Raw genomic sequence first — 19,975 nt, 5'->3', positions numbered from 1 at the left:
GATCAAGAATCGCAGGTTCGAACGGTATGTGGCCGTCAACCCCTGCCCAATGCGGTATTTCAAGAGTGGCCTTCCGACCGGATGCGGTCTGTACGCGCGGCCACGGATTGAATCCGTGGTTGTTTCCTCGGGGGGCTGATTCATTCGCACAGGTTCAAGGGTGAAGACTGCAAGCGAGAACGGCCGCAAGGGAGGCATGGCCTCGCGGCTGTAGGAGTTGTCGTGGCGCCACACTGTGGCGGGTCGTCCGGCGATGCCGGTTCTGCAAACGGGAGCGATGGCGAAGGTTGGTGACCCGTTCTTGACCCTCGCAACGAAGGAAGGGGGAAACTCTGCATGATGGCGGGGCCGGTTACCGACGTTTGGTAGACCCGACGGACCATGCCGGCATGTCAGGGTATGTCGCTTGGCCGGTTAGTTCTCGGCATCGTCTTTGTCGGCTTGGCGTGCCTCGAGTCTCTCGGCGGCGGTTTGCGCAGCGGTGGTACCCGGATAGTAGTCGCGCACGTACTCGATTCGTGCGCGGGCCTCGTCTGCGTGCCCGGCCGCGGCGGATCGGTCAGCGATCTCCAGTTCGATGCTGGCCAGGTTCTCGCGCATACGGGCCAGGCGTGGGGCAATGGACTCCGCGTACTCCGACATGGGGTAGTCGTTGAGGAAGGCGGCCAGCTGGAGGAAGACCTGGCGGCCCTGTTCGCTGCGTTGCTTCGGCGGCGCGGACGTGGCCCGGTTCCAAGTTCCCAGATGCGCCAGGGCACCGAGATACGCGGCGTAGTCGATATCCGGATGATCCGGGTTCTCCTGGCGGATGGTATCGGTGAGGTTGCGGGTGCGCGCGAATTCCCCGCGCTGCAGGCATACCCGGGCGACCGACAGGCGGACGTCAACCGAGGCGGGTGCGTCGGCAGAATCCAGCGCACTGTAAGCCGCACGGCAGTCCCCGCGTTCCAGGGCATAGCGGATATCCTCTGGCGGGGGCTCGGACCCGTTTGGCGGGGTGGTGGCACAACCCGCCAGCATCAGGCCGAACAGTGCGCTGGCGGTCAGCGCGGCGGTCGGGGTCGCAAGCCGGAACCGGCGGGGCGTTATCGGGTTTGGTTCGGGTGTCACGGGGCTGATCCTGCGGTCCATAGATACCGTCCCTGGTCGTCACGGCGGAGATTGTTTTCGAGTAGGCGCTGGATGCTGGCATCGGCGTGGGCGCGCGGGTCCAGCAAAACCCGTGCATCCATGCCCGGGGGATCCGTGCGCAGGTCCAGGCGAATCGTGCCGGTGATGCCCAGTTCGGCATCTGGCGAGGCATCCAGATCGATCCCCAGGCGCTGGTCCTCTTCGCGCAGGGTCGCGCGTTGCTCGCCCAGGGGCAAGGGGCGGGGGAGGCCCGCGGCCGCTTCCTGCCAGTTGACCCGCCCCGAGGCGTGTTCCACCGTTCCGTCCCGATGGACCCGGAGGTGCAGGCCGCTGGTCTGCAACCGGCCGTCCAGAACGAGGGGGATGCCCGTCTCCCACTGATGCAGGGCGGCCGCGGGCAGGGTCCCTTCGAGCCCGGAGAGCTGCACGCTGTCGAGGCCGAGCCGCAGGCCCCCACGGAGATCGCCGCCGCCGGGCGGGGCCCAGTGGATGTCGGCGCCCAGCCCCCCGCGCAGAAGCTCGCCGGGTCGTACATTCCAGTGCAGTCGGCCCATCGGCCCCACCGGTGATTGAACCCCCTCGACGCTACCCTGCCAGAGCGATCCGTGCACCCGTTCCCAGGTGATCGTGTCCGGCAAGCCGGCCCACCGCTCGGCACCCGCCAGCGCGACGGAGGCGGGCGCGCGCACGACCAGCGCAAGCACCAGGGCGAGAACAAAAAATGCCCCCAGCGAGAACCATGCAGGGCGATCCCGCAGCCGTTCATCGACGCGGTTGTCGGGGGTGACGGTCACGCTACGACTCGCGGGTCAGAAAGAGTTCGGCATTGATGCGCCCCGGTTCGACGACGCGTTCCAGCAAGATGCGTCCGGGCACGACGCCGTCTTCTTGTTCCAGTTCGCCGAGCCAGCGCATCAGGTCGCTGTAGGGCGCCCCTTCGAGGTGCAGGGTGACGCCGGTCTCGCCAGGGCGGGCGCGCGCCAAGTGCTCGCCCAGGCCGAAGGCCCGCGCGGAGGCATCCACGTGGGCGATCAGCGAGCGGCCTTCAAGGCGCGGACGTCGATTGTCCTGTGTCGGTTCGCGGCTGTGGGCAGCCGTGACCTCGGGGGCATTGGCTTGCATCCAGGCCAGTTCCGCGCGCGCCTCGGCGAGTCGGTCGCGCGACTGTTCCCGGCTTTCCAGCAGGGGCTCGACGACGCCCAGGAACGCCACCGCGATCAGCAGGACCAAGCCGCCTGCCAGCAGGATCCGTTGTTCGCGCGTCTGCAGGGCGTCCCAGTAGGCCTTCATGGTTCCTTCTCGATGGTCATGCGTGCCCGGACACCCTGCTCGCCGGTTTCGGCCGAGACGATCCGCACACGCGCGGACATGGCTTCGCGCAGCGCCTCGCGCAACTGTTCCAGCTCCGCGATTCCGCTGCCCTCCAGTTCGAGTTCAAGGCGATCCGGGTCGCCCCGCAGACGCTGCAGGGTGAGGTCGCGCGGGGCGAGGCCCTCCATGATGCTGGCAAGGGCTTCGCCGAGGGGGTTGTGTACGGTCGGGGTCGACGCGCCTGGCGCGGCCTGCCCTAGCAGGCTCTCGAACTGGCCCACGGGGTCGACCATGCGGGCCTGCGGCAGGGTTTCCTCGAACAGGGCCGCGATGTCCCGTTCGGTCGCCCGGTATTCTCGCTCGAGCTGCCAGGCCTCCAGCCACACGGACCCAAGCCAGACTGCCACCAGCACGAGCGCCAGTGCCGCCGGTGCGCGCCATGGTGCGGGAAGGGCGCCGAGCGAGGTCGGGCTTTCGGCGGAGGATGCGAAGTCGAAGGCCAGTGCAGCCCGTACGGCGCGCTGCAGCTCGGGTGGCGGCAGGCTCCCCGATTGCACCCCGGCCAGCAGGAGCTCGAGGACGTCGCCGGACCATTCGGGTGGGGGCTGGAGGGGTGCGCGTGGGTCGGGTTCGGCGGCCGGATCCACCACATGAACCGCAGCCTGGGGAGACTGCGTTTCGTCGGCGCTGGTGTCATCGGAGGCCGTGGTGGCGGCGGAGCATTGTTGCAACCACCAGCTGGCAACCTCGCGGGGCATCGCGAGGGGTTCGGCCTCGGGCGAAAGCACGATGCTGCGTTGTGTTCCCGACAACAGGAAGACCTGATCGCCCGGGTCCAGGCTTCGCAGCAGCGCAATATCCGGGATCATGTGCGATACGCGGATGCCGTGCTCGCGAAGCCAGTCTTGCCAGCGGTCCAGGTCCCGATGCGCGACCACGCCGGCCAGGGTGTCGGTGCCGTGGCGAGGGCCGGCAACGATCCGGAGCTGTTCCAGGTCCTCGCTGAGACGGTCCTCCAGGGCGAACGGAAGCGCGCGGCGACGCACGCGGCCCGACTTCCCGGGCACGAACACCCGATGGAGAGGCGCGCGTTCCCCGGGGAGCAGCGCAACCGCATGGTCGTCCGCGGCGAGCAGGGCGCGCAGCTCGTCCGGTGCCGCCTCGCCTTGATCCGCGAGCGCGCCGTTCCTGCGCAGCCGCAGCCAGCGCAGCCGAAGCGGCGTATCCGCGCCGAGCATCTCGGGTTCTGGCAGCTGGAAGAGGAACCAGTTCATGCGGGGTCCGGTGAGTGAAAGGCGTCTGCAGGCATCCGGCTTTCTTGTTCAGGGTTCGCAGGGGGCGTGTTCGCGAATAATGGTACGCCCGTTGGGGCCATCGAGGATCGCGCAGTGAAAATAATCCCGTCCGGCGATGCGGACAACCAGTTGCAGACGGAAATAGCGAATGTCGCGGCTCTGTTCGGTCGCCTGACCCAGCGCTGCGGTTTGGACGGGGTCCGGGGCGCGCTCCATGTCGATGGCGTTGTCCGTGCCCGGCCGGGCCACAACCCAGGGCGCCAGTGCCTGCCAGAGCTCCGGATCGAAACCGTGTACCTGAAGCAATTCCGACGCGAGGCGCATCGGACGGTTGCCGCTGAGCCGGGGCGGTTCCAGGCCGCGGTATACCGGGTCGTCCGTTTCCGGGTTCATCCAGTCGTGTACGGCGACCGCCAGGCGCTGGGCGTTACCCGATTGACCCTCGGTTGCCGCGAGGGCCTGTTCGATCAGGCCGGCGAAGGCCTCAAGGGGCGGGTCATCGGCGCGCCCGAGGCTGTTGAGGTTGAAGCGGCAGTGAAGATTCTCCAGGCGAGCGCGCACGCCGACACCCTCGAGCTCTAGCGGCAATGCGGGTGAGGTGCAGCCCTCCCACGGAAGATCTTCGTAACTGGGCAGCCTCTCCAGCATGTGCAGGGCGACGGTTTCGGCCCCCTGGGTCAGGTGCCGCGCCCGATCCTGGTCCTGGATGGTGGCCGCGCGGAACACCTGCTGACTGTCGCGCATGGTCATGGTGACTGCCGTTACGCTGGCGATCGCAACCACCAGCAGGGCGGTGATCAGCGCGGCACCTGAAGTTCTCCCCTTCACTGGGCCCCCGGCAGGGCAATGCGGCGCTCGACGGGTCCGAGTCCCGGCACGACCAGGCGGACGATCACCTGCGCCGGTCGGCGGTCGCCGCCATCCAGCGGTGGCCAGCTGTCCGTGACCTCCTGGGTGTCGCCATCGACAAAGTCGAAGTGGATCTCCAGTTCATCGCCCGTGTCCCGCGCCATCCGGCCGTTCGTCGTGGACGCTCGCCCGGCGTGTGCATCCCGGCCCAGAAACAAGCGCACCTGCTCGGATTCCGGCAGGGCGCCGTCCAGCACCGGCCAGGTGACCCGTTCCAGCCCCCGGTCACTGACTCTCCAGGCGACCCGCGCCAGGCGGCCGTGTTCCCCGCTTCCCGCGCGTACCAGTTCCAGTTGTCGCGGGTCCGTGACCGGGCTGTAACGCAGGGCGGGGAGGCGATCGCCGTAGCCGTCGCGGGGGTGCAGCTCGATGCTGTGGCGCAGATCGCGTTCCAGCACGGCCAGCGTGACCTGCAGCTCCGCCAGGCGCTGGCTCTGTGCTTGCGTGGCATGGTCCGCCATCAGCACGGCACGCAGTCCACCAATGGCGAGCACGCCAACGGTCGCGAACACGGCCACGGCTACGAGCAGCTCCAGCAGGGTAAAACCGCGAGAGGCGCCGACAGAACATGACCGATGTGCCGGCACGTCAGGGCAATGCATAGCCGGTCGTCTGGACGAGAGGATGGTCGGGGTCGCCATCGAGCGGCCACACCCGGACCTCGATACGGCGAACCGCCGGCAGCTCCAGCGGGGCGTCGATAACCGTATCGGTGATCTCGATGCGGGCCTCCCATTCGCGGTCCGCGAGGGTGGACTGAATGCGCTCGGTACCGACATCGACTCGCCGCAACCCGGCCTCGTAGTCGGCGAGCAGGTTGCTGGCCACCCATCCGGCCAGCGTGCGTTCCTGCAGGTAGGCGGTATTGCGCGCGTGTTCGCTGCCGGCCTTGATGAGAGCCCCGAGGGCGACGCCGAGCACGACCAGGGCAATCAGGACCTCGAGTAGCGTGAATCCGCGCCGTGCGCCGCGTGCCAGCATGGCTAGTTGGGCTGTGCCGGACGGGCCATCAGCAAGTGGCGCGGCTCGCCGCGTACCGGTGGCGGGTGTTCGAAGGCCTGGATGGGTTGCCCCCGTTCGATCCGAAGCACGAGACCGCTTTGCCCGTCGGGGTGTTCCAGCACCAATTCAAAGGGTTCGATGTCGCCGCTATTGCTGATGGCGATGCGGTTATGCTCCGGCCCTTCGCGGAGGCTGCTGCGCCGCCCGTCCACATAAAGCCGTGGTTGCAGCCCGTGTTGCCGAAAGTCCCGCGGACCCAGCGGCCCCCGCTCGATCGGTGTCCAGGTGACCTGGGCATCGTCGATCCACTGGCGCTCCAGAATGACCAGCCCCTCCGTACCAATGCCGATGGATAGCGCCTGGCCGGTCAACAGGGTGTGTTCCCGGGCGAGTTCGATCTGGCCCGCCAGCTGGCGGGCGGTCTGTTCGAGGCTCCGGCTGCCCAGCTGGCTCATGGACAGCACGCCGATGCTGGCCACCACGCCGATGATGAACATCACGACCAGCAGTTCGAGCAGGGTGAAGCCGGAGGGGCATGCGCGGCGGGTCGCCATTGGCGTCCTCAGAACTCGTCCATGTTCCAGTTGCCGATCTCGCCCTCGATGCCCTCGCCACCGCGGCGTCCGTTGGCGCCATAGCTGAAGACGTCAAAGTCGCCATGTCGCCCGGGGTTCAGGTACTGATACGGGTTGCCCCAGGGGTCGCTCGGCAGACGGTCCATGTAGCCGCCCTGGCGGTACTGGGGGGCTTCCGGCCCGCTGCGCGGGCGTTCCACCAGGGCATCCAGTCCCTGGTCGGTGGTCGGGTACCGGAAATTATCCAGACGGTAGAGATTCAGGGCGCTTTCCAGGGTGCGGATATCCTGCTTGACCTTGGTGATCCGGGCGTCGTCCGGGCGATCCATCACGCGAGGGACCACGATGGCCGCAAGGATGCCGAGGATGACCACCACCACCATGATCTCGATCAGGGTGAAACCTCGGGCACCGCGGAATCCGGTACGCGCAAGGCAGGCAGAGCGGGGTTCTTGCATGTTCAATTCACCAGCTGGTTGAGTTCGAAGATCGGGAGCAGGATGGCGAGGACGATGGTCAGGACGATGCCGCCCATGGTCAGGATCAGCAAGGGCTCGAACAGCCCCATGCTGATACTGATGCGGGATTCGACCTCCTGTTCCTGGGTCTCGGCGGCCCGTTCCAGCATCTCGGTGAGCCGTCCGCTGGACTCGCCGCTACGGATCAAGTGTACGGTGATCGGCGGGAAGTATCCCGTCTCTTCCAGGGCCTGACCGATGCTGCGGCCCTCGCGGATTCGCAGCGAGGCATCCTCCACCGCGGCGCGCATGGGCCGACTGTCGATGACCTCGGCGCCGGTGCGCAGCGCATCCAGGAGCGACACCCCGCTGGCGGACAGGATGCTGAGGGTGCGTGCAAACCGGGCCGTGTTGAGCCCCCGGACCAGGCGCCCCACGAGCGGGAGGCGCAGGACCAGCCGGTCGAAGCGCATGCGCGGCCCGGGTTTGCGCAGCCAGTGGGCGAGCAGTGCCACGAGCACGCCCAGGGCGATCAGCGCGTACAGGCCATAGGTTCGCAACAAATCACTGGTGCTGATCAGCATGCGGGTCAGTGTCGGCAGCTGCTGGTCCAGGCCCTCGAAGACCTGGACCACTTCGGGCACGACATAGACGACCAGGCCCACGGTCACGCCCAGGGCCACCAGGGTCAGGATGACCGGATAGATCAGGGCGAGCATGACCTTTTGCCGCAACGCGTGGCGATTCTCGAGGTATTCGGCCAGGCGCTCCAGTACCAGGTGCAGATGCCCGGAGGCCTCGCCGGCCGAGACGGTGCTGCGGTAGATCTCGGGGAACGCGCGCGGAAATGCGCCCAGCGCCTGGGCCAGCGAGTGCCCCTCCATGACCCGGGTGCGCACGGCACTGAGGATGTTGCGCACCTTCTGCTTTTCGGACTGGCGTGCGACGGTCGCCAGCCATTCCTCCACCGGCAGGCCGGCGCGCGCAAGCGTGGCCATCTGGCGTGTTGCAAGCGCGAGGTCGAGGGCACCGATGCTGCCGGCCCCGCCGCGTCCCGAGGGGGTTCGGGTACCCCGGGTGGCGGCCGAGGACTCGCCGATTTCGAGCAGATCCAGTGGGGTCAGGCCTTCGCTGCGCAGCTGGGACCGGACGCTGCGGGCGGTATCCCCCTCGGTCACGCCCTTGTGGGTCCGGCCGGCTGCGTCCAGCGCCTGGTATTCGAAGGCCGGCATGGCCCTAACCCGCCTCGGTGACGCGCAGCATTTCCTCGAGGCTGGTCGTGCCGTCGAGAACCCGCCGGCAGGCATCGGCGCGGAGACTCACGCTGTTCTCGCGCGCGGCCCGCACCATGGCCTGTTCACTGGCGTTGTCATGAATCAGTGTGCGCAGGCGTTCGTTCACCTCCACCAGCTCATAGATGCCGGTCCGGCCCCGATAGCCGAGGTCGTTGCAGTTCGGGCAGCCGTGCGCACGGTAGAGGGTGGGAGGTTCCGTTGAAGCGACGCCCAGCAGTTCGCATTCCCGTGACGATGCCGGGTGCGGTTCGCGGCAATCCTTGCACAGGACCCGTACCAGCCGCTGGGCGAGAATCCCGTTCAGGGTCGAGGAGAGCAGGAAGGGCTCCACGCCCATATCGCGCAGGCGCGTGATGGCCCCGATCGCTGAGTTGGTGTGCAGGGTGGAAAACACCAGATGCCCGGTCAGGCTCGCCTGCACCGCGATCTGGACGGTGTCGACATCGCGGATCTCGCCGACCATCACCACATCCGGGTCCTGACGCAGGATGGCCCGCAGCCCGCGGGCAAAGGTCATGTCGATACGGCTGTTGATCTGGGTCTGTCCGATCCCGTCGAGGTAGTACTCGATCGGGTCCTCGACGGTCAGGATATTGCGGCTGCGGTCATTGAGCCGAGTCAGCGCCGCGTACAGCGTCGTCGTCTTGCCCGACCCGGTCGGGCCGGTGACCAGCACGATACCGTGCGGCCGCGTGACAATCCGTTCCAGGGTGTCACGGGTATCCGGATCCATGCCCAGGTGGGTGAGGTCGAGGCGACCGGCCTGCTTGTCCAGCAGTCGCATCACCACGCGTTCTCCGTGGCCCGAGGGCAGGGTGGAGACGCGCACGTCCACCGCGCGTCCGGCAACCCTGAGGGAGATGCGTCCATCCTGCGGCAGTCGCTTCTCCGCGATGTCCAGCCGCGCCATCACCTTGATGCGCGAGACGATAAGCGATGCAAGCCCCGCGGGCGGGGTCAGAATCTCGCGCAGGACGCCATCCACGCGCAGCCGGACGGCCAGGCGGCTCTCGAAGGGCTCGATGTGAATGTCCGATGCGTTTTCCCGTACTGCCTCCGTCAGCAGCGCATTGATGAGCCGGATAATCGGGGCATCGTCTTCGGCCTCCAGGAGGTCCTGCGGCTCGGCGAGGGATTCCGCCACGCTCGACAGGTCGAGGTTGCCATCCAGCTCCTCCATCGATTGCATGGCCCGCGAGCTGGAGGATTCGTAGCGCTCGCGCAGCCGCTGCTCGAAGGTCTTGTCATCGACGGTTTCCAGGTTCAGCGGCTCGGGGCTGCGCCGGCGCAGTTCCAGGAGTCCTTGCGGATCAGCGTCGTGGCGCAGGAAAATCTGGCGCTTGCCCGCGACCAGATTGCCGGGCACGGCGCCGACCCGACGGGCGAAGGTGTAGCTCACTGCGAACGTGCCGCCCACTGGCGTCCCGGACGCGTTCGGGACGTCTGGCGCGTGTTCCCGAATCGCCCCCGCACTCATGGCCTGGGGTCCCTCGGCCATTCAGTCGCGACGGCCATGGACATCTTCGAAGCTGGGCGGGAGTTGGGTCAGGCGCTCCCATTCCGGCAGGACCGGGCTGGCGCGCTGCTGGGTGCGCGCCTGCTCGCGCAGTTGCTCGCCGCGAATGAAGCTGTACTTCTCGCTGGTCAGTTCGGCGCCGCGGGCGCTGTCGCGGACGATGCGTGGATGCAGGAACACCATCAGATTCCGCTTCTCGGTCTGGTTGCGATCCGCCCGGAACAGTCGTCCGACTCCGGGGATGCTCCCCAGCCCCGGGACGCGCGCCTCGCTGTCCGTTTGCTGTTCTTCAATCAGCCCGCCGAGCACCAGCATGTCGCCGTCATCGATCAGGACGTGGGTCTTCAGTGTGCGGGTGTTGGTGATGAGGTCGGCGGCGTCGGAAGTACCCGGCGCCAGCTGCGACACCTCTTGTTCGATCTCCAGGCGTACGGCATTGCCCTGGTTGATCTGAGGCCGCACGCGAAGCTTCACCCCGACATCCTCGCGACGGATCGTGTCGAAGGCCTGGCCCGAATCCTCGATCGAGCGCCCGACGATGAACGGTACGTTCTGGCCCACCACGATCTCGGCTTCCTCGTTGTCCAGCGTCAGAAGACTGGGGGTGGACAGGATGTTGCTGGAGGTGTCGCGTTGCAGCATGTTGACCAGTGCCGCGATCCGCGTGCTTCCGGTGGACCCCACGCCCCCGACGGTCAGGCCGTCCCCGATGTCCGGGGGAGAGGACACGCTCCCGTCCAGGAATCCTTCCACGCCCGCCGCGAGTTCGAGGATCCCGCGTGAACCGGGGCCGGAAAAGTTGAGGACTCCGGCACCGCTGTTTCCGATCGCGCCCCACTGCACACCGAGATCCCGCACGCGATCCGACGAGACCTCCGCGATGACGGCTTCGACCAGGACCTGCGCCCGGCGGATATCGAGCTGATCCACGATGATGTCGAAGTCGCGGATGAAGTCGGAGGGGCCGTAGGTCACCACGGCGTTTGTGGACTCGTGGGCCTCGATATGGATCCCGCTTCCGCCCCGTGCATCGGGGTCGATATCCGGGCTTTTCTCGGCGATGTTGCGCAGCAGTTCGGCAACCTCCTCGGCCCGCGCATACTTCAGGTAGTGCACGCGCGCGTTCCCTTCTTCCATCTCTCGGTCGAGCTGGGCAATGAGCCCGCGCAGGCGCAAGCGAGACTCCTCGCGCCCGGAGAGGATGATGGCGTTGCTGCGACGATCCGCCAGGACCTGGGGTGTGGCGAGCTCTCCCGTGCCCTCCCGGGCCAGGATCTGCAGTTGCTCGGCGAGTTCCCCGGCGCGGGCGTGCCGGAGCTCGATGACTTCGAAATCGTCCGCGAATGGCCGGTCCATGCGTTCGACTAGGGCGCGGATGCGATGCACGTTGCTGCGCGTATCCGAGATCAGCAGCGTATTGGGCTCGGTGGCCGCCGCAAGGTGCCCCCCCTGCGGGATCAGCGGGCGAAGGACGGGAACGAGTTGGGCGGCAGAAACGTGTCGCAACGCGATCACGTGGGTGACGATGCTCCCGCCCCGCACGGCGGCGTCCGGTTCTGCCTCGATGTCGAGGATTGTGGGCGTATCCTGCTTGGCCTGCGCGTCGGGCACGATGCGCGTGGACGATTCGCCCGGAATGGCCGCGAATCCGTGGATCTTGAGGATGTCGTGGAACAGATCCATCAGCTCGTCCCGGGGCACGGGGCGGCTGGAAATGACCGTGATGTTGCCGCGCACCCGTGGGTCCACGATGAAATTGGTCCCGGTTTCCTCGGACACAAGATCGATCAGGTTGCTGATGCTGGTGTCGCGAAGATTGAGTGTCAGCTCATCCGCCGCGACGGACCCCGCTGCGCAGAACAGGGACAGTGCGAGGGCAAAAAGGCGGAGTCGGAGGCTCATTCGGTTAACTCGATGGTCAGCGGCAGGGTCTGCCCGTCACGTTCTATAGTGATGTTCACCCGGTCGGTGTTGCCGAGTCCAGCGAGGATTTGCTCGGGGTCTTCGATGTCGCGAATCTGCTGGCCCTGCACCGAGGTGATGATGTCGCCTTCCTGAAGACCGGCGCGCTCGAATTCACGTTCGTTGCGCGTCGGGGTGACTCGAATCCCCAGCAGGGCACCATCCCGCAGTACGGGCTGGGCGCGCAGCGAATTCATGGCGCGCTGCGGGTCCTCGAGCCAGCGGGATCGGCTGATGTTGGCCGTGATCGGCGCGGGGGAGGCAGCGGTTTGTGACGACCGCTGATCGGTATCGGAGCGGCTGCCATCGACTCGCAGTTCGTCGCCCCGCGGGAGCCGCAGCGTCTCCAGTCGACCTTCGCGCTCCAGGATGACCCGGTCCGCGTGTACCTGGTGCAGCGTCGCCAGCTGGTTCCCGATGGTGTCGCCCACGTGGTAGAGCTCGACATTGGCCCTCCCTGCGGAAATGATCGCGCTACCGTTGCCCTGGCCGGTCGCCAGAACGCCGAGGAGCTCCAGACTCAGGCGGGTCTCCGGCGCGTTCTCGACGGCCTGTGGCGCGGTTTCCCGGGGGGTGCCGAAGGGGGAGAACTCGGCGCTTCGGGTAAAGCCGGACCGAGGTGTGGCATCGGCTGCGGGAGACGTGCTGGGGCGACTGGCGGTTGCCCGTTCTGCGTGGGCCGTGGTGCCCGGCGGGTAGGTGTACCCCGGAACGGCGATCGACCAGACGAGACCCGCGATCAGCCATGCCGTGACCGCCAGCAGCCCGGCACTGAGGATCCAGAGCGGGAGTAATCGCACAAGTCGGGGCGAAGGTGGCATCGTCAACGGCGTTCGCGGTTTATTCGGTTGGCTGGCCCCGGCGGTTCTCGCTAGGTCGAGTCGGATCGCGTCTTGAAATAGGGCCTGGCGGGAACACGGTTTAATGTACCCGTTCGCGTGGATGCCCCTGATTCCCCGATCCTGCATGGTTCAGCATGCCGCTTTCGCCAAGTGGGGTCGAGTCCCGGGCCATGCGGCTTCCGGTTTTCCCGAGACGCCCCGTGCCCGTGCGCGGAGGCGAACGCCCCGGAGGCGCGAAGGTGTCGTGTCTTGCGGCTCCCAAGTCGATTTCTCCTGGTGAAGTCCACGTTTGGATGCCGGCCGCTGCCGGGGCTGCCATCGGATTCGGGAACAGGGGCTGCGCCCGGTCTGGAAGCGGGCGTTCGTCGTGACGACCATGGGATGAGGCCGCGCCGGCCGGTGGATGGAGCCACCTGGACCGGAGGCTCCATCCATCGTGTCCGAACGCGGCCTGGTTGACGGACATCACCGCCGATATCGTCGGCTTCCGCAACGAGCGCCGTCCCCGCACCGAAAATGGCTTTCGGGCGAATGCCGCAATTACGGTACCGAACAAGCCTGAATGGGCTTGTCCCCGTCTGCCTTGAGCGTCTCACCGTACTTATCGACATACTCTACGGTGACCTCAAGTGAGGAGCCTTCTTTACCTGAGAGGCCGTCGAAGTCGATTACATATTGATACTTGAAGAGCAGGCTGGCCAATTGCTGAAAGACCTGCTGGAGGTTGGCATCACTCGCCAACTCGTAGAACAAGCCACCCGTGCCGTCCGCGAGTCTTTGTAGTTCATCTTCCTGAGCTTCCTGAAGGAATTCCCCGAACCCGATGGTGAAGACGGGGATATCCGCCCCTAGGGCCTGATCGATAGCGCCTCCCAGCGCGGCCTCCGTGTCGTCAACAATAGTATCTTCGCCGTCGGTCAAGGCGATGACCGCCTTCCTGTCGTGGGTGCTGTTTGCGGTATCGAAACGCTTGATGGCTTCCACGGTTGCGTCGTAGAACGCGGTGTCCCTGTCAAGGGCGGGCGGATTGTTGATTGCGGCCTTCAGTATGTCCTTGTCGGAAGTGAATTCGGTCGTCATGGGCTGGACGTCGTCGGCGTACTTGATGATGTCCGCGTCATCGTCGTCCTTCATCGCGTCCACCAGCGACGTCGCGCCCGCCTCCATGTTGCCTACAGCATCGGGGAAGTCGGTAATACTGCCGCTGTAGTCCATCGCGATGCTGAGAGAGAGGTTGATGTCGCCGACCTGTCCGACGTCTATGACGTCGAGCAGGTTCGACGCTGGCCCGGATTCGAGCTCCACAAGAGTGAAATGCTTTTCAGCCAAGTGCGAGATTGGGAATTGCGCCTGGTCGGTGACGGACACAAAGGCTTGAAAAGCTTGAGGGGCGGGAAGGGCGCAGTCATTGACCTGGTTGACGGTGACGTGGATCGACTTGATTGGTTCGTAGGTGCCGGCCAGAGTGCTCCCGACCGTGCGGATGTTGGGGTTATCGCTCTCCGCGATCAATAAGCCGTCGAACTTGCCGACATGCAGTGGTAAATGCTGTGTTTTGAATTCGACCACAACGGTGCAGCTGTCGCCGGGTGCGAGGTCAAATGGGCGCGTTCCGCAGGGGGCGCTGCCGCCCGATCTGTCAAGGAAAAACGCATCGAAGTTATCCCGGCGAACCCTGATGTCTTCGATGTTGTAGGACGTCGTTCCTTCGTTGCGGATGATGAATTGTCGAGGGAGCGCTTGATCCTCGTTGCCTTCCGTAATGGTCCCGAAATCGAAACGCTCCGGGATCACCGTGATCCGGGTTTCCGGTGTGCTGCCACTGCCGCCGCTGCCACCACCACCACCGCAGCCAATCAGGCCGATTGACGCCGCCAGCAGGGCTGGTAGCAGGAGTCGGGACTTTCCGTATGCAAGCGTCATGGGTTTGTTTCTCCATCGATGGGCGGGGTGACCGGGTCGGTGCCCTGCAAGGGTTGCGGGCGCCGGGAACGGTCAGGCGGCGAGTGGGGGTGTCCGCCGGGAACCTGATCACGGAGAAAATCTAGTGGAAGAACGAGAACTGGGTCCGTGCGGTGCCGAACATAGGCGACCCGTCCGTGCCAGAACCCCTGTCGTCCGGAGGGCTCCCTTCTGCCCAAGAATAGTGATGAATGAACGCCGTGGAAGGCACCCCGTTACCCCCTCGTTAACGCGCTGGGGTCCCGTGAATCGGGGGTCTATGCCGTTTAAGCAGATACTTGCCCGATATATCGCTTCGGCAGGCACTTGTTGTGTGCCTCCGCGGCGGCCCGATGGGCGCCCCCTGCACGTGAATCTGCCTCTCCCGCAGCCCGAGGAGCTACTCATCACCGAGCTCGTTCCGGCCTGCCTGCCGAGGCCGTCTGAGCCCGAGACCAACCGAACATGGTCGCCCCAATTCTGCGCAACTCGACGCATACAAGCCCCTGCACTGTCATCCCGGCCGGAGCGAAGCGAAGAGCCGGGATCTCCCCCGTCGGGGCAACCCCAGCCGCCGAGATCCTGGATAACCGCTGCGCGGTTTCCGGGATGAGGAAGCAGGAGGCGCGTGGAGCCCTGGGGCGCGTTTCGACCGTCGGGTGTTGTACGCACCCGGGCCCGCGCGGCCCCAGGATCTGGCCGAACCTCGTGGCTCATCAGGTGCATCATTGACCGGAGGGCGACTTGGCCCCCATCGCATATCCGCCCGCATGGATAACCCCTCGACTGACGGGGCCGCCGTGGCAATCTCAAAGGGGGTCTCGTAGTCTCCCCGGCTCATCCATTCCGCTCTGGAGACATCGTGGCCACCATCCTGAATCCGTACGCCGACGAGCAGCCCGAGTCGAAGCGCATCGTGCTACGTGCCCGCAGTGGCCAGGCGGTCTCCGCCAATTTCACTCTGCAGGATCGGCGCGGGCGCGAAAGCGCGGCGGAATACCTGTTTCATCTCTATTCCACCATCAAGCAGAAGCTGGGCGAACCGGTCCTGGATACTGCTGCACCATCGCCGGACGACCAGACCGCCATGCAGCGACTGATCCTGTACTCGGCCGGAGCCCACGACACCATGTTCGGCACCTTTAATGCCTCCGGTGCCTCCTCGGAGATGCCCGAGGAGGAGCGCAACGAGTTCGTGGAGATCTTCCTGCTGGCCAGCGCCACGGTCATCGAGGGACAGCGGATCACCGTCGACCTCCAGCGCGGTCTCATCACCGCCGAGGCGCCCTGAGCAAAACGTCCCGTGCGGGGTCGCCGCCGCAGCAGGGATTGCCCGTGCAGATGGGCATGGATGCATGCCGGCTCGTTTCAGGGACGGCCTTGTGCCGTAAGTCTCGGATGGGAGGGGTGGGCCCGGTTGGGTGGAGGCCGGCCGCGTAGCCTGGCTTCGCGAGGCCGGAACGGCGTGCGCCGGGAGGCGCGCGACTGGGATAGTCCGACCCGCCCAACAAGAGCGAAGCGAATGGTGGGCCCGGTCGGACTCGAACCGACGACCAAGGGATTATGAGTCCCCTGCTCTAACCAACTGAGCTACAGGCCCGTATTCGGGGAGGGTACAAACGACTGCGGCGCCATTCTACCCGGAAAGGCAGGGATGGCGCCGCAGCGTGAGGCAGGGGCCGGCCGCGCGGCCGGGACGCCGGTTACTCGGCGTCGGTGTAGGTGCGCAGCAGTTCGGCGCGGGTCGGGTGGCGCAGCTTGCGCAGGGCCTTGGCCTCGATCTGGCGGATGCGCTCGCGGGTGACGTCGAACTGCTTGCCGACCTCCTCGAGGGTGTGGTCGGTGTTCATGTCGATGCCGAAGCGCATGCGCAGGACCTTGGCCTCGCGCGGGGTCAGCGTCGACAGGATCTCGCGGGTGGCCTCGGTGAGGCTCTCCTGTGCGGCGGAGTCGGACGGCGAGGCGACCTTCTCGTCCTCGATGAAGTCGCCCAGATGCGAGTCTTCGTCGTCGCCGATCGGGGTCTCCATGGAGATCGGCTCCTTGGAAATCTTCAGCACCTTGCGGATCTTGTCCTCGGGCATCTCCATGCGCTCGGCCAGCTCTTCCGGGGTGGCCTCGCGGCCCATCTCCTGCAGCATCTGGCGGGAGACGCGGTTGAGCTTGTTGATCGTCTCGATCATGTGCACCGGGATGCGGATGGTGCGCGCCTGGTCCGCGATGGAGCGGGTGATCGCCTGGCGAATCCACCAGGTGGCGTAGGTCGAGAACTTGTAGCCGCGGCGGTATTCGAACTTGTCCACGGCCTTCATCAGGCCGATGTTGCCTTCCTGAATCAGGTCGAGGAACTGCAGGCCGCGGTTGGTGTATTTCTTGGCGATGGAGATCACCAGGCGCAGGTTGGCCTCGACCATCTCCTTCTTCGCGCGGCGGGCCTTGGCCTCGCCGATGGACATGCGGCGATTGATCTCCTTGATCTCGGCGATGTTCAGGCTGGCCTCGCGCTCGATCTCGGCCAGCTTCTTCTGCAGGCGCACGATCTCTTCTTCGTGCTGGGCCAGGGCGTTGGTGTACTTGCCCTTGGCCTTGCAGGCTTCCTTGATCCAGTCGAGATTGGTCTCGTTCTTGGGGAAGCTGTCGATGAAGGCCTTGCGCGGCATCTGGGCCTGCTCGACGGCCAGCGCCATGATGCGGCGCTCGTGGCGGCGGACGTGGTCGATGCTGCCGTGCAGCTGGGTGGTCAGCTGGTCGACCATGCGCGGGATCAGCTTGAACTCCATGAAGTACTTGGCGGTGGCCTCGCGCGCTACAGCGTAGGCCTCGCGGTTGCCCTTCTCGAAGGCCTTGTGCGCCTTGGCGTGCAGCTTGCGCAGCTTTTCGAAGCGCTCGCGCGCCTCTTCCGGATCCGGGCCGGTGTCTACCGGCTCGGCGGCTTCTTCGTCTTCCTCGGCGTCTTCCACCTCGTCGACGATGGCATCCAGTTCGGCGCTGGCCTGCTGCTCGGCGGCGGCCGCCGCGGCCGCCTTCTGTTCGTCCTGGGCCTTCTGGGCCTGTTCCGGCGTCACCAGGCCACGGGCCACGGCCTCACCGTTGGCGTGATCATTCGGGTCGATGAAGGAGACCACCAGGTCGGTCAGGCGGCCATTGTTCTCGACGATCCGGTCGTATTCACGGATCAGCCGTTCGATCGCGCCCGGATGGTGGGCGAGCGCGAACAGGACCTGCATCAGGCCCTCTTCGATGCGCTTGGCGATGCGGATCTCGCCTTCTCGGGTCAACAGCTCGACCGTGCCCATCTCGCGCATGTACATGCGCACGGGGTCGGTGGTGCGGCCGAAGTCGCTGTCGGCGGAGGCGAGCGCCGCGACGGCGTCCTCGGCGTCGTCGTCGGCCGAGACCGAACCGTCGGACAGCAGAAGGCTGTCGGCGTCCGGGGCCTGCTCATGCACCGCGATGCCCATGTCGTTGATCATCGCAATGATGTCCTCGACCTGGTCGGAGTCGATGATGGAGTCGGGCAGGTGGTCGTTCACCTCGGTATACGTGAGGTATCCCTGCTCCTTGCCCTTGGCAATCAGTTCCTTGAGCTGGGATTGCTGCTCTTCACGATTCATTGCGGTCGTACTCCGAGGTGCTTGTTTGAGCCGTGGCAAGACGGCTCAAGGAAAGTGGGACGCAGAAAAAACAATCCTACATTGTAGCAGAAGATTCTTATATTGCCGGTGGCCTGATGGATTCTCGGGTCAAGGCTGGGTCGCGACCCGGCTCTGGGGAGACCTCCTTGACCGCTATGTTGAGGGCGAATCCGGGCGCTTCAAGCCCCCGGCGGCGCTATTTGGGCAGGTCGAACCGCTGCAACTGCTGGGTAAGACGGGCGAGCTCGGCGCGTTGTTCCGTTCCGAGTTCGGAACCGGGGCGAGTCAGTTCACGAATTCGCAATCGATAGTGCTGACGCAGGAGCTGGCGGGCGCAGTCCAGCGCCGTCTGGCGGGTGACCGCTGGCTCGCCGTCGTTGAGCTCCTGGTGGGCCAGGGCCATGAGTCGCTGAAAGTGGCGTTGATCGCGAAAGCGCTCCAGCAGGCCGGCCGTGTGGCGTCCAGGGCTCTCGTCCAGGGCCGCGAGGACATTACGCAGGGTCTCGGCGGCCGCTCCGGGCAGCTCGACGACCTGGCGGAACTCGGGCTGTGACCAGTCCAGTTCGGGGTGTTGCAGGACGCGGGCGAGCAGGGCACCCCACAAGGCCGGGGCGCTCTCGCCGCGCGCGGGCGCACGGCCGCCGGGCGTGGCGGGGAGCTCGTGACCCGGGCCCGGTTCAGGGTTGCGGGCAGGCTGGGGTGGCTGTTCCGACAGGACCTGTTCCAGTCGCTCCTGGCTGAGCCCCGTCTCCTGTCCGATGCGTTCGACGAGTTGGTCACGAAACAGCGGATCGCGGGCGGTGGCGACCAGCTTCATCGCCGCGTGGGCGAAGCGGGTGCGGCCTTCGGCAGTGTCGGTGGGGTGCTCCTCGCGCTGCAGGCGCATCAGGGTCTCGGACAAGGGCAGGGCGCCGGCGAGGCGCTCCTCCCAGCCGGCCAGGTCGTCGCGCAGGACCAGGCTGTCCGGGTCGTCGCCCTCCGGCAGGAACAGCACGCGCACCTCGCGCAGGCCCTGGATCGCGGGCAGCGCCTCGCCCAGCGAGCGCCAGGCGGCGCGGCGGCCGGCGGCATCGCCATCGAAGCACAGGGTGATGCGCGAGACCTGACGGAACAGGCTGTCCAGGTGGGCACGGGTGAGCGCGGTACCCATGCAGGCCACCGCGCGGTGGAACCCGGCGCGGGCCAGGCCGACCACGTCCATGTAGCCCTCGACCACCACGATGTCGTCCAGCCGGGTGCCGGCCTTGCGCGCCTCGAACAGGCCATAGATCACCTGGCCCTTGTGGAAGACCTCGCTCTCCGGGCTGTTCAGGTATTTCGGTTCGCCGTCCTCGATCAGGCGCCCGCCGAAGCCGGTGATGCGCCCACGCCGGTCGCGGATCGGGAACATGATGCGCGCGCGGAAGCGCTCGCGGATACCGCCGTCGTCGCGGCGCGCGGCCAGGCCGGCATCGACCAGTTGCTGCGGAGTGAAACGTGGCTTGAGCGCCTCGATCAGCCCCGAGGGCGGGGCCCAGCCGATCTGGTAGTTGCGCGCGGTGGCGCCGTCGATGCCACGGTTTTTCAGGTACTCGACTGCCCTGGGGGTCTGGCGCAGTTGCTGTACGTACCATTCGGCGGCCGCGTCCAGCGCGTCATACAGCGGGGCATGGGCCTCGCGGCGGTCGTCGTCCCCGGCCTCGCGCGGAACCTCGAGCCCGGCTTGTTCGGCCAGCTGCTCGATCGCCTCGGGAAAGCTCAGGTTCTCGTACTCCATCAGGAAGCTGATGGCCGTGCCGTGCGCCCCGCAGCCGAAGCAGTGATAGAACTGCTTTTGCGGGGAGACGTAGAACGATGGCGTCTTCTCGCCGTGGAACGGGCAGCAGGCCGCGAACTCGCGCCCGGCCTTCTTCAGGCTGACGCGGCGCTGAATGATCTCGACGATGTCACTGCGTTCGAGCAGATCGTCGATGAACGCCTGTGGGATGAGGCCTGCCATGGGGTCGCTTCGTGTTCCTCGGAGTCGTGCCGGTGGTTGGGTTCGCATGATAGCCCGGAGGGCCCGGTGGTCGTCAGGGCATCGATCCCTTCACGCCAGTCCGAGCTCATCAACTCCGTCATTGC

The 19,975-nt window shown here is 66.3% G+C and carries 17 protein-coding genes and 1 tRNA gene; 1 reads left to right on the top strand and 17 read right to left on the bottom strand.

Features of this window, described 5'->3' with window-relative positions; genetic code table 11:
* Positions 1-414: 414 nt before the first annotated feature.
* From G333_RS0101820 to G333_RS0101755, 14 genes are all read right to left on the bottom strand, one after another.
* Positions 415-1,110, bottom strand: coding sequence for an outer membrane protein assembly factor BamD (locus G333_RS0101820; protein WP_019627504.1), 696 nt, complete (start codon positions 1,108-1,110; stop codon positions 415-417).
* The gene (gene gspN, locus G333_RS0101815) at positions 1,107-1,925 is read right to left on the bottom strand and encodes a type II secretion system protein N (RefSeq protein WP_019568078.1); all 819 of its coding nucleotides are present in this window, start codon (positions 1,923-1,925) and stop codon (positions 1,107-1,109) included. The genes G333_RS0101820 and gspN overlap by 4 nt, the downstream gene beginning before the upstream one ends.
* Position 1,926: 1 nt before the next feature.
* Complete coding sequence (gene gspM, locus G333_RS0101810; protein ID WP_019627503.1) at positions 1,927-2,421, bottom strand: type II secretion system protein GspM; 495 nt, start codon at positions 2,419-2,421, stop codon at positions 1,927-1,929.
* The gene (gspL, locus tag G333_RS0101805; RefSeq protein ID WP_019627502.1) at positions 2,418-3,716 is read right to left on the bottom strand and encodes a type II secretion system protein GspL; all 1,299 of its coding nucleotides are present in this window, start codon (positions 3,714-3,716) and stop codon (positions 2,418-2,420) included. Before gspL ends, gspM begins: the two co-directional genes overlap by 4 nt.
* Positions 3,717-3,764: 48 nt before the next feature.
* Complete coding sequence (locus G333_RS0101800) at positions 3,765-4,565, bottom strand: general secretion pathway protein GspK (RefSeq protein WP_019627501.1); 801 nt, start codon at positions 4,563-4,565, stop codon at positions 3,765-3,767.
* Positions 4,562-5,248 carry a type II secretion system minor pseudopilin GspJ gene (gspJ, locus tag G333_RS0101795; RefSeq protein ID WP_026340857.1) on the bottom strand — a complete coding sequence of 229 codons (687 nt, stop codon included), beginning with the start codon at positions 5,246-5,248 and terminating at the stop codon, positions 4,562-4,564. Before gspJ ends, G333_RS0101800 begins: the two co-directional genes overlap by 4 nt.
* Positions 5,235-5,627, bottom strand: a complete 393-nt coding sequence (gene gspI, locus G333_RS0101790; RefSeq protein WP_019627499.1) for a type II secretion system minor pseudopilin GspI — start codon at positions 5,625-5,627, stop codon at positions 5,235-5,237. Before gspI ends, gspJ begins: the two co-directional genes overlap by 14 nt.
* Positions 5,628-5,629: 2 nt before the next feature.
* On the bottom strand, positions 5,630-6,202 hold the full coding sequence (locus G333_RS0101785) for a Tfp pilus assembly protein FimT/FimU (protein WP_019627498.1): 573 nt from the start codon (positions 6,200-6,202) through the stop codon (positions 5,630-5,632).
* Between the two features lie 8 nt (positions 6,203-6,210).
* Positions 6,211-6,681, bottom strand: coding sequence for a type II secretion system major pseudopilin GspG (gene gspG / locus G333_RS0101780; RefSeq protein ID WP_019627497.1), 471 nt, complete (start codon positions 6,679-6,681; stop codon positions 6,211-6,213).
* Positions 6,682-6,683: 2 nt separating this feature from the next.
* Positions 6,684-7,913, bottom strand: a complete 1,230-nt coding sequence (gene gspF / locus G333_RS0101775; protein WP_019627496.1) for a type II secretion system inner membrane protein GspF — start codon at positions 7,911-7,913, stop codon at positions 6,684-6,686.
* A 4-nt stretch (positions 7,914-7,917) separates the two neighbouring features.
* Positions 7,918-9,474: a type II secretion system ATPase GspE gene (gspE, locus tag G333_RS0101770; protein WP_026340856.1), complete on the bottom strand. Its 1,557-nt coding sequence runs from the start codon at positions 9,472-9,474 to the stop codon at positions 7,918-7,920.
* Positions 9,475-11,394: a type II secretion system secretin GspD gene (gspD, locus tag G333_RS0101765; RefSeq protein ID WP_019627494.1), complete on the bottom strand. Its 1,920-nt coding sequence runs from the start codon at positions 11,392-11,394 to the stop codon at positions 9,475-9,477.
* Entirely contained in the window at positions 11,391-12,254 is an 864-nt protein-coding gene (gene gspC, locus G333_RS0101760) for a type II secretion system protein GspC (protein ID WP_019627493.1), read from the bottom strand. The genes gspD and gspC overlap by 4 nt, the downstream gene beginning before the upstream one ends.
* 582 nt (positions 12,255-12,836) lie before the next feature.
* A complete protein-coding gene (locus tag G333_RS0101755; protein WP_019627492.1) occupies positions 12,837-14,219 on the bottom strand; it encodes a VWA domain-containing protein in 1,383 nt (460 codons plus the stop codon).
* Between the two features lie 880 nt (positions 14,220-15,099).
* On the opposite strand from G333_RS0101755, the gene G333_RS0101750 reads away from it, so the two are divergent.
* Entirely contained in the window at positions 15,100-15,528 is a 429-nt protein-coding gene (locus tag G333_RS0101750) for a hypothetical protein (protein ID WP_019627491.1), read from the top strand.
* Positions 15,529-15,760: 232 nt separating this feature from the next.
* Here the strand turns inward: G333_RS0101750 and G333_RS0101745 are convergent.
* The 3 genes from G333_RS0101745 to dnaG form a co-directional block, all read right to left on the bottom strand.
* Positions 15,761-15,837, bottom strand: a tRNA-Ile gene (locus G333_RS0101745).
* A gap of 103 nt (positions 15,838-15,940) precedes the next feature.
* Positions 15,941-17,890: an RNA polymerase sigma factor RpoD gene (gene rpoD / locus G333_RS0101740; RefSeq protein WP_255346797.1), complete on the bottom strand. Its 1,950-nt coding sequence runs from the start codon at positions 17,888-17,890 to the stop codon at positions 15,941-15,943.
* Positions 17,891-18,068: 178 nt separating this feature from the next.
* Positions 18,069-19,850, bottom strand: a complete 1,782-nt coding sequence (gene dnaG / locus G333_RS0101735; RefSeq protein ID WP_019627490.1) for a DNA primase — start codon at positions 19,848-19,850, stop codon at positions 18,069-18,071.
* Between the last annotated feature and the right edge of the window lie 125 nt (positions 19,851-19,975).

Source organism: Thioalkalivibrio sp. AKL10, assembly GCF_000381845.1.
Classification (GTDB): domain Bacteria; phylum Pseudomonadota; class Gammaproteobacteria; order Ectothiorhodospirales; family Ectothiorhodospiraceae; genus Thioalkalivibrio; species Thioalkalivibrio versutus.
Note: the sequence above shows the minus strand (reverse complement) of the source record. Positions and strands in the feature narration are given on the sequence as shown.

What these genes read in the sequence shown, in the direction of transcription:
- gspM (WP_019627503.1), bottom strand. Translation starts at nt 2,421, where the DNA reads ATGAAGGCCTACTGGGACGCCCTGCAGACGCGCGAACAACGGATCCTG.
- gspL (WP_019627502.1), bottom strand. Translation starts at nt 3,716, where the DNA reads ATGAACTGGTTCCTCTTCCAGCTGCCAGAACCCGAGATGCTCGGCGCG.
- gspJ (WP_026340857.1), bottom strand. Translation starts at nt 5,248, where the DNA reads ATGCATTGCCCTGACGTGCCGGCACATCGGTCATGTTCTGTCGGCGCC.
- gspI (WP_019627499.1), bottom strand. Translation starts at nt 5,627, where the DNA reads ATGCTGGCACGCGGCGCACGGCGCGGATTCACGCTACTCGAGGTCCTG.
- G333_RS0101785 (WP_019627498.1), bottom strand. Translation starts at nt 6,202, where the DNA reads ATGGCGACCCGCCGCGCATGCCCCTCCGGCTTCACCCTGCTCGAACTG.
- gspG (WP_019627497.1), bottom strand. Translation starts at nt 6,681, where the DNA reads ATGCAAGAACCCCGCTCTGCCTGCCTTGCGCGTACCGGATTCCGCGGT.
- gspF (WP_019627496.1), bottom strand. Translation starts at nt 7,913, where the DNA reads ATGCCGGCCTTCGAATACCAGGCGCTGGACGCAGCCGGCCGGACCCAC.
- gspE (WP_026340856.1), bottom strand. Translation starts at nt 9,474, where the DNA reads ATGGCCGAGGGACCCCAGGCCATGAGTGCGGGGGCGATTCGGGAACAC.
- gspD (WP_019627494.1), bottom strand. Translation starts at nt 11,394, where the DNA reads ATGAGCCTCCGACTCCGCCTTTTTGCCCTCGCACTGTCCCTGTTCTGC.
- G333_RS0101755 (WP_019627492.1), bottom strand. Translation starts at nt 14,219, where the DNA reads ATGACGCTTGCATACGGAAAGTCCCGACTCCTGCTACCAGCCCTGCTG.
- dnaG (WP_019627490.1), bottom strand. Translation starts at nt 19,850, where the DNA reads ATGGCAGGCCTCATCCCACAGGCGTTCATCGACGATCTGCTCGAACGC.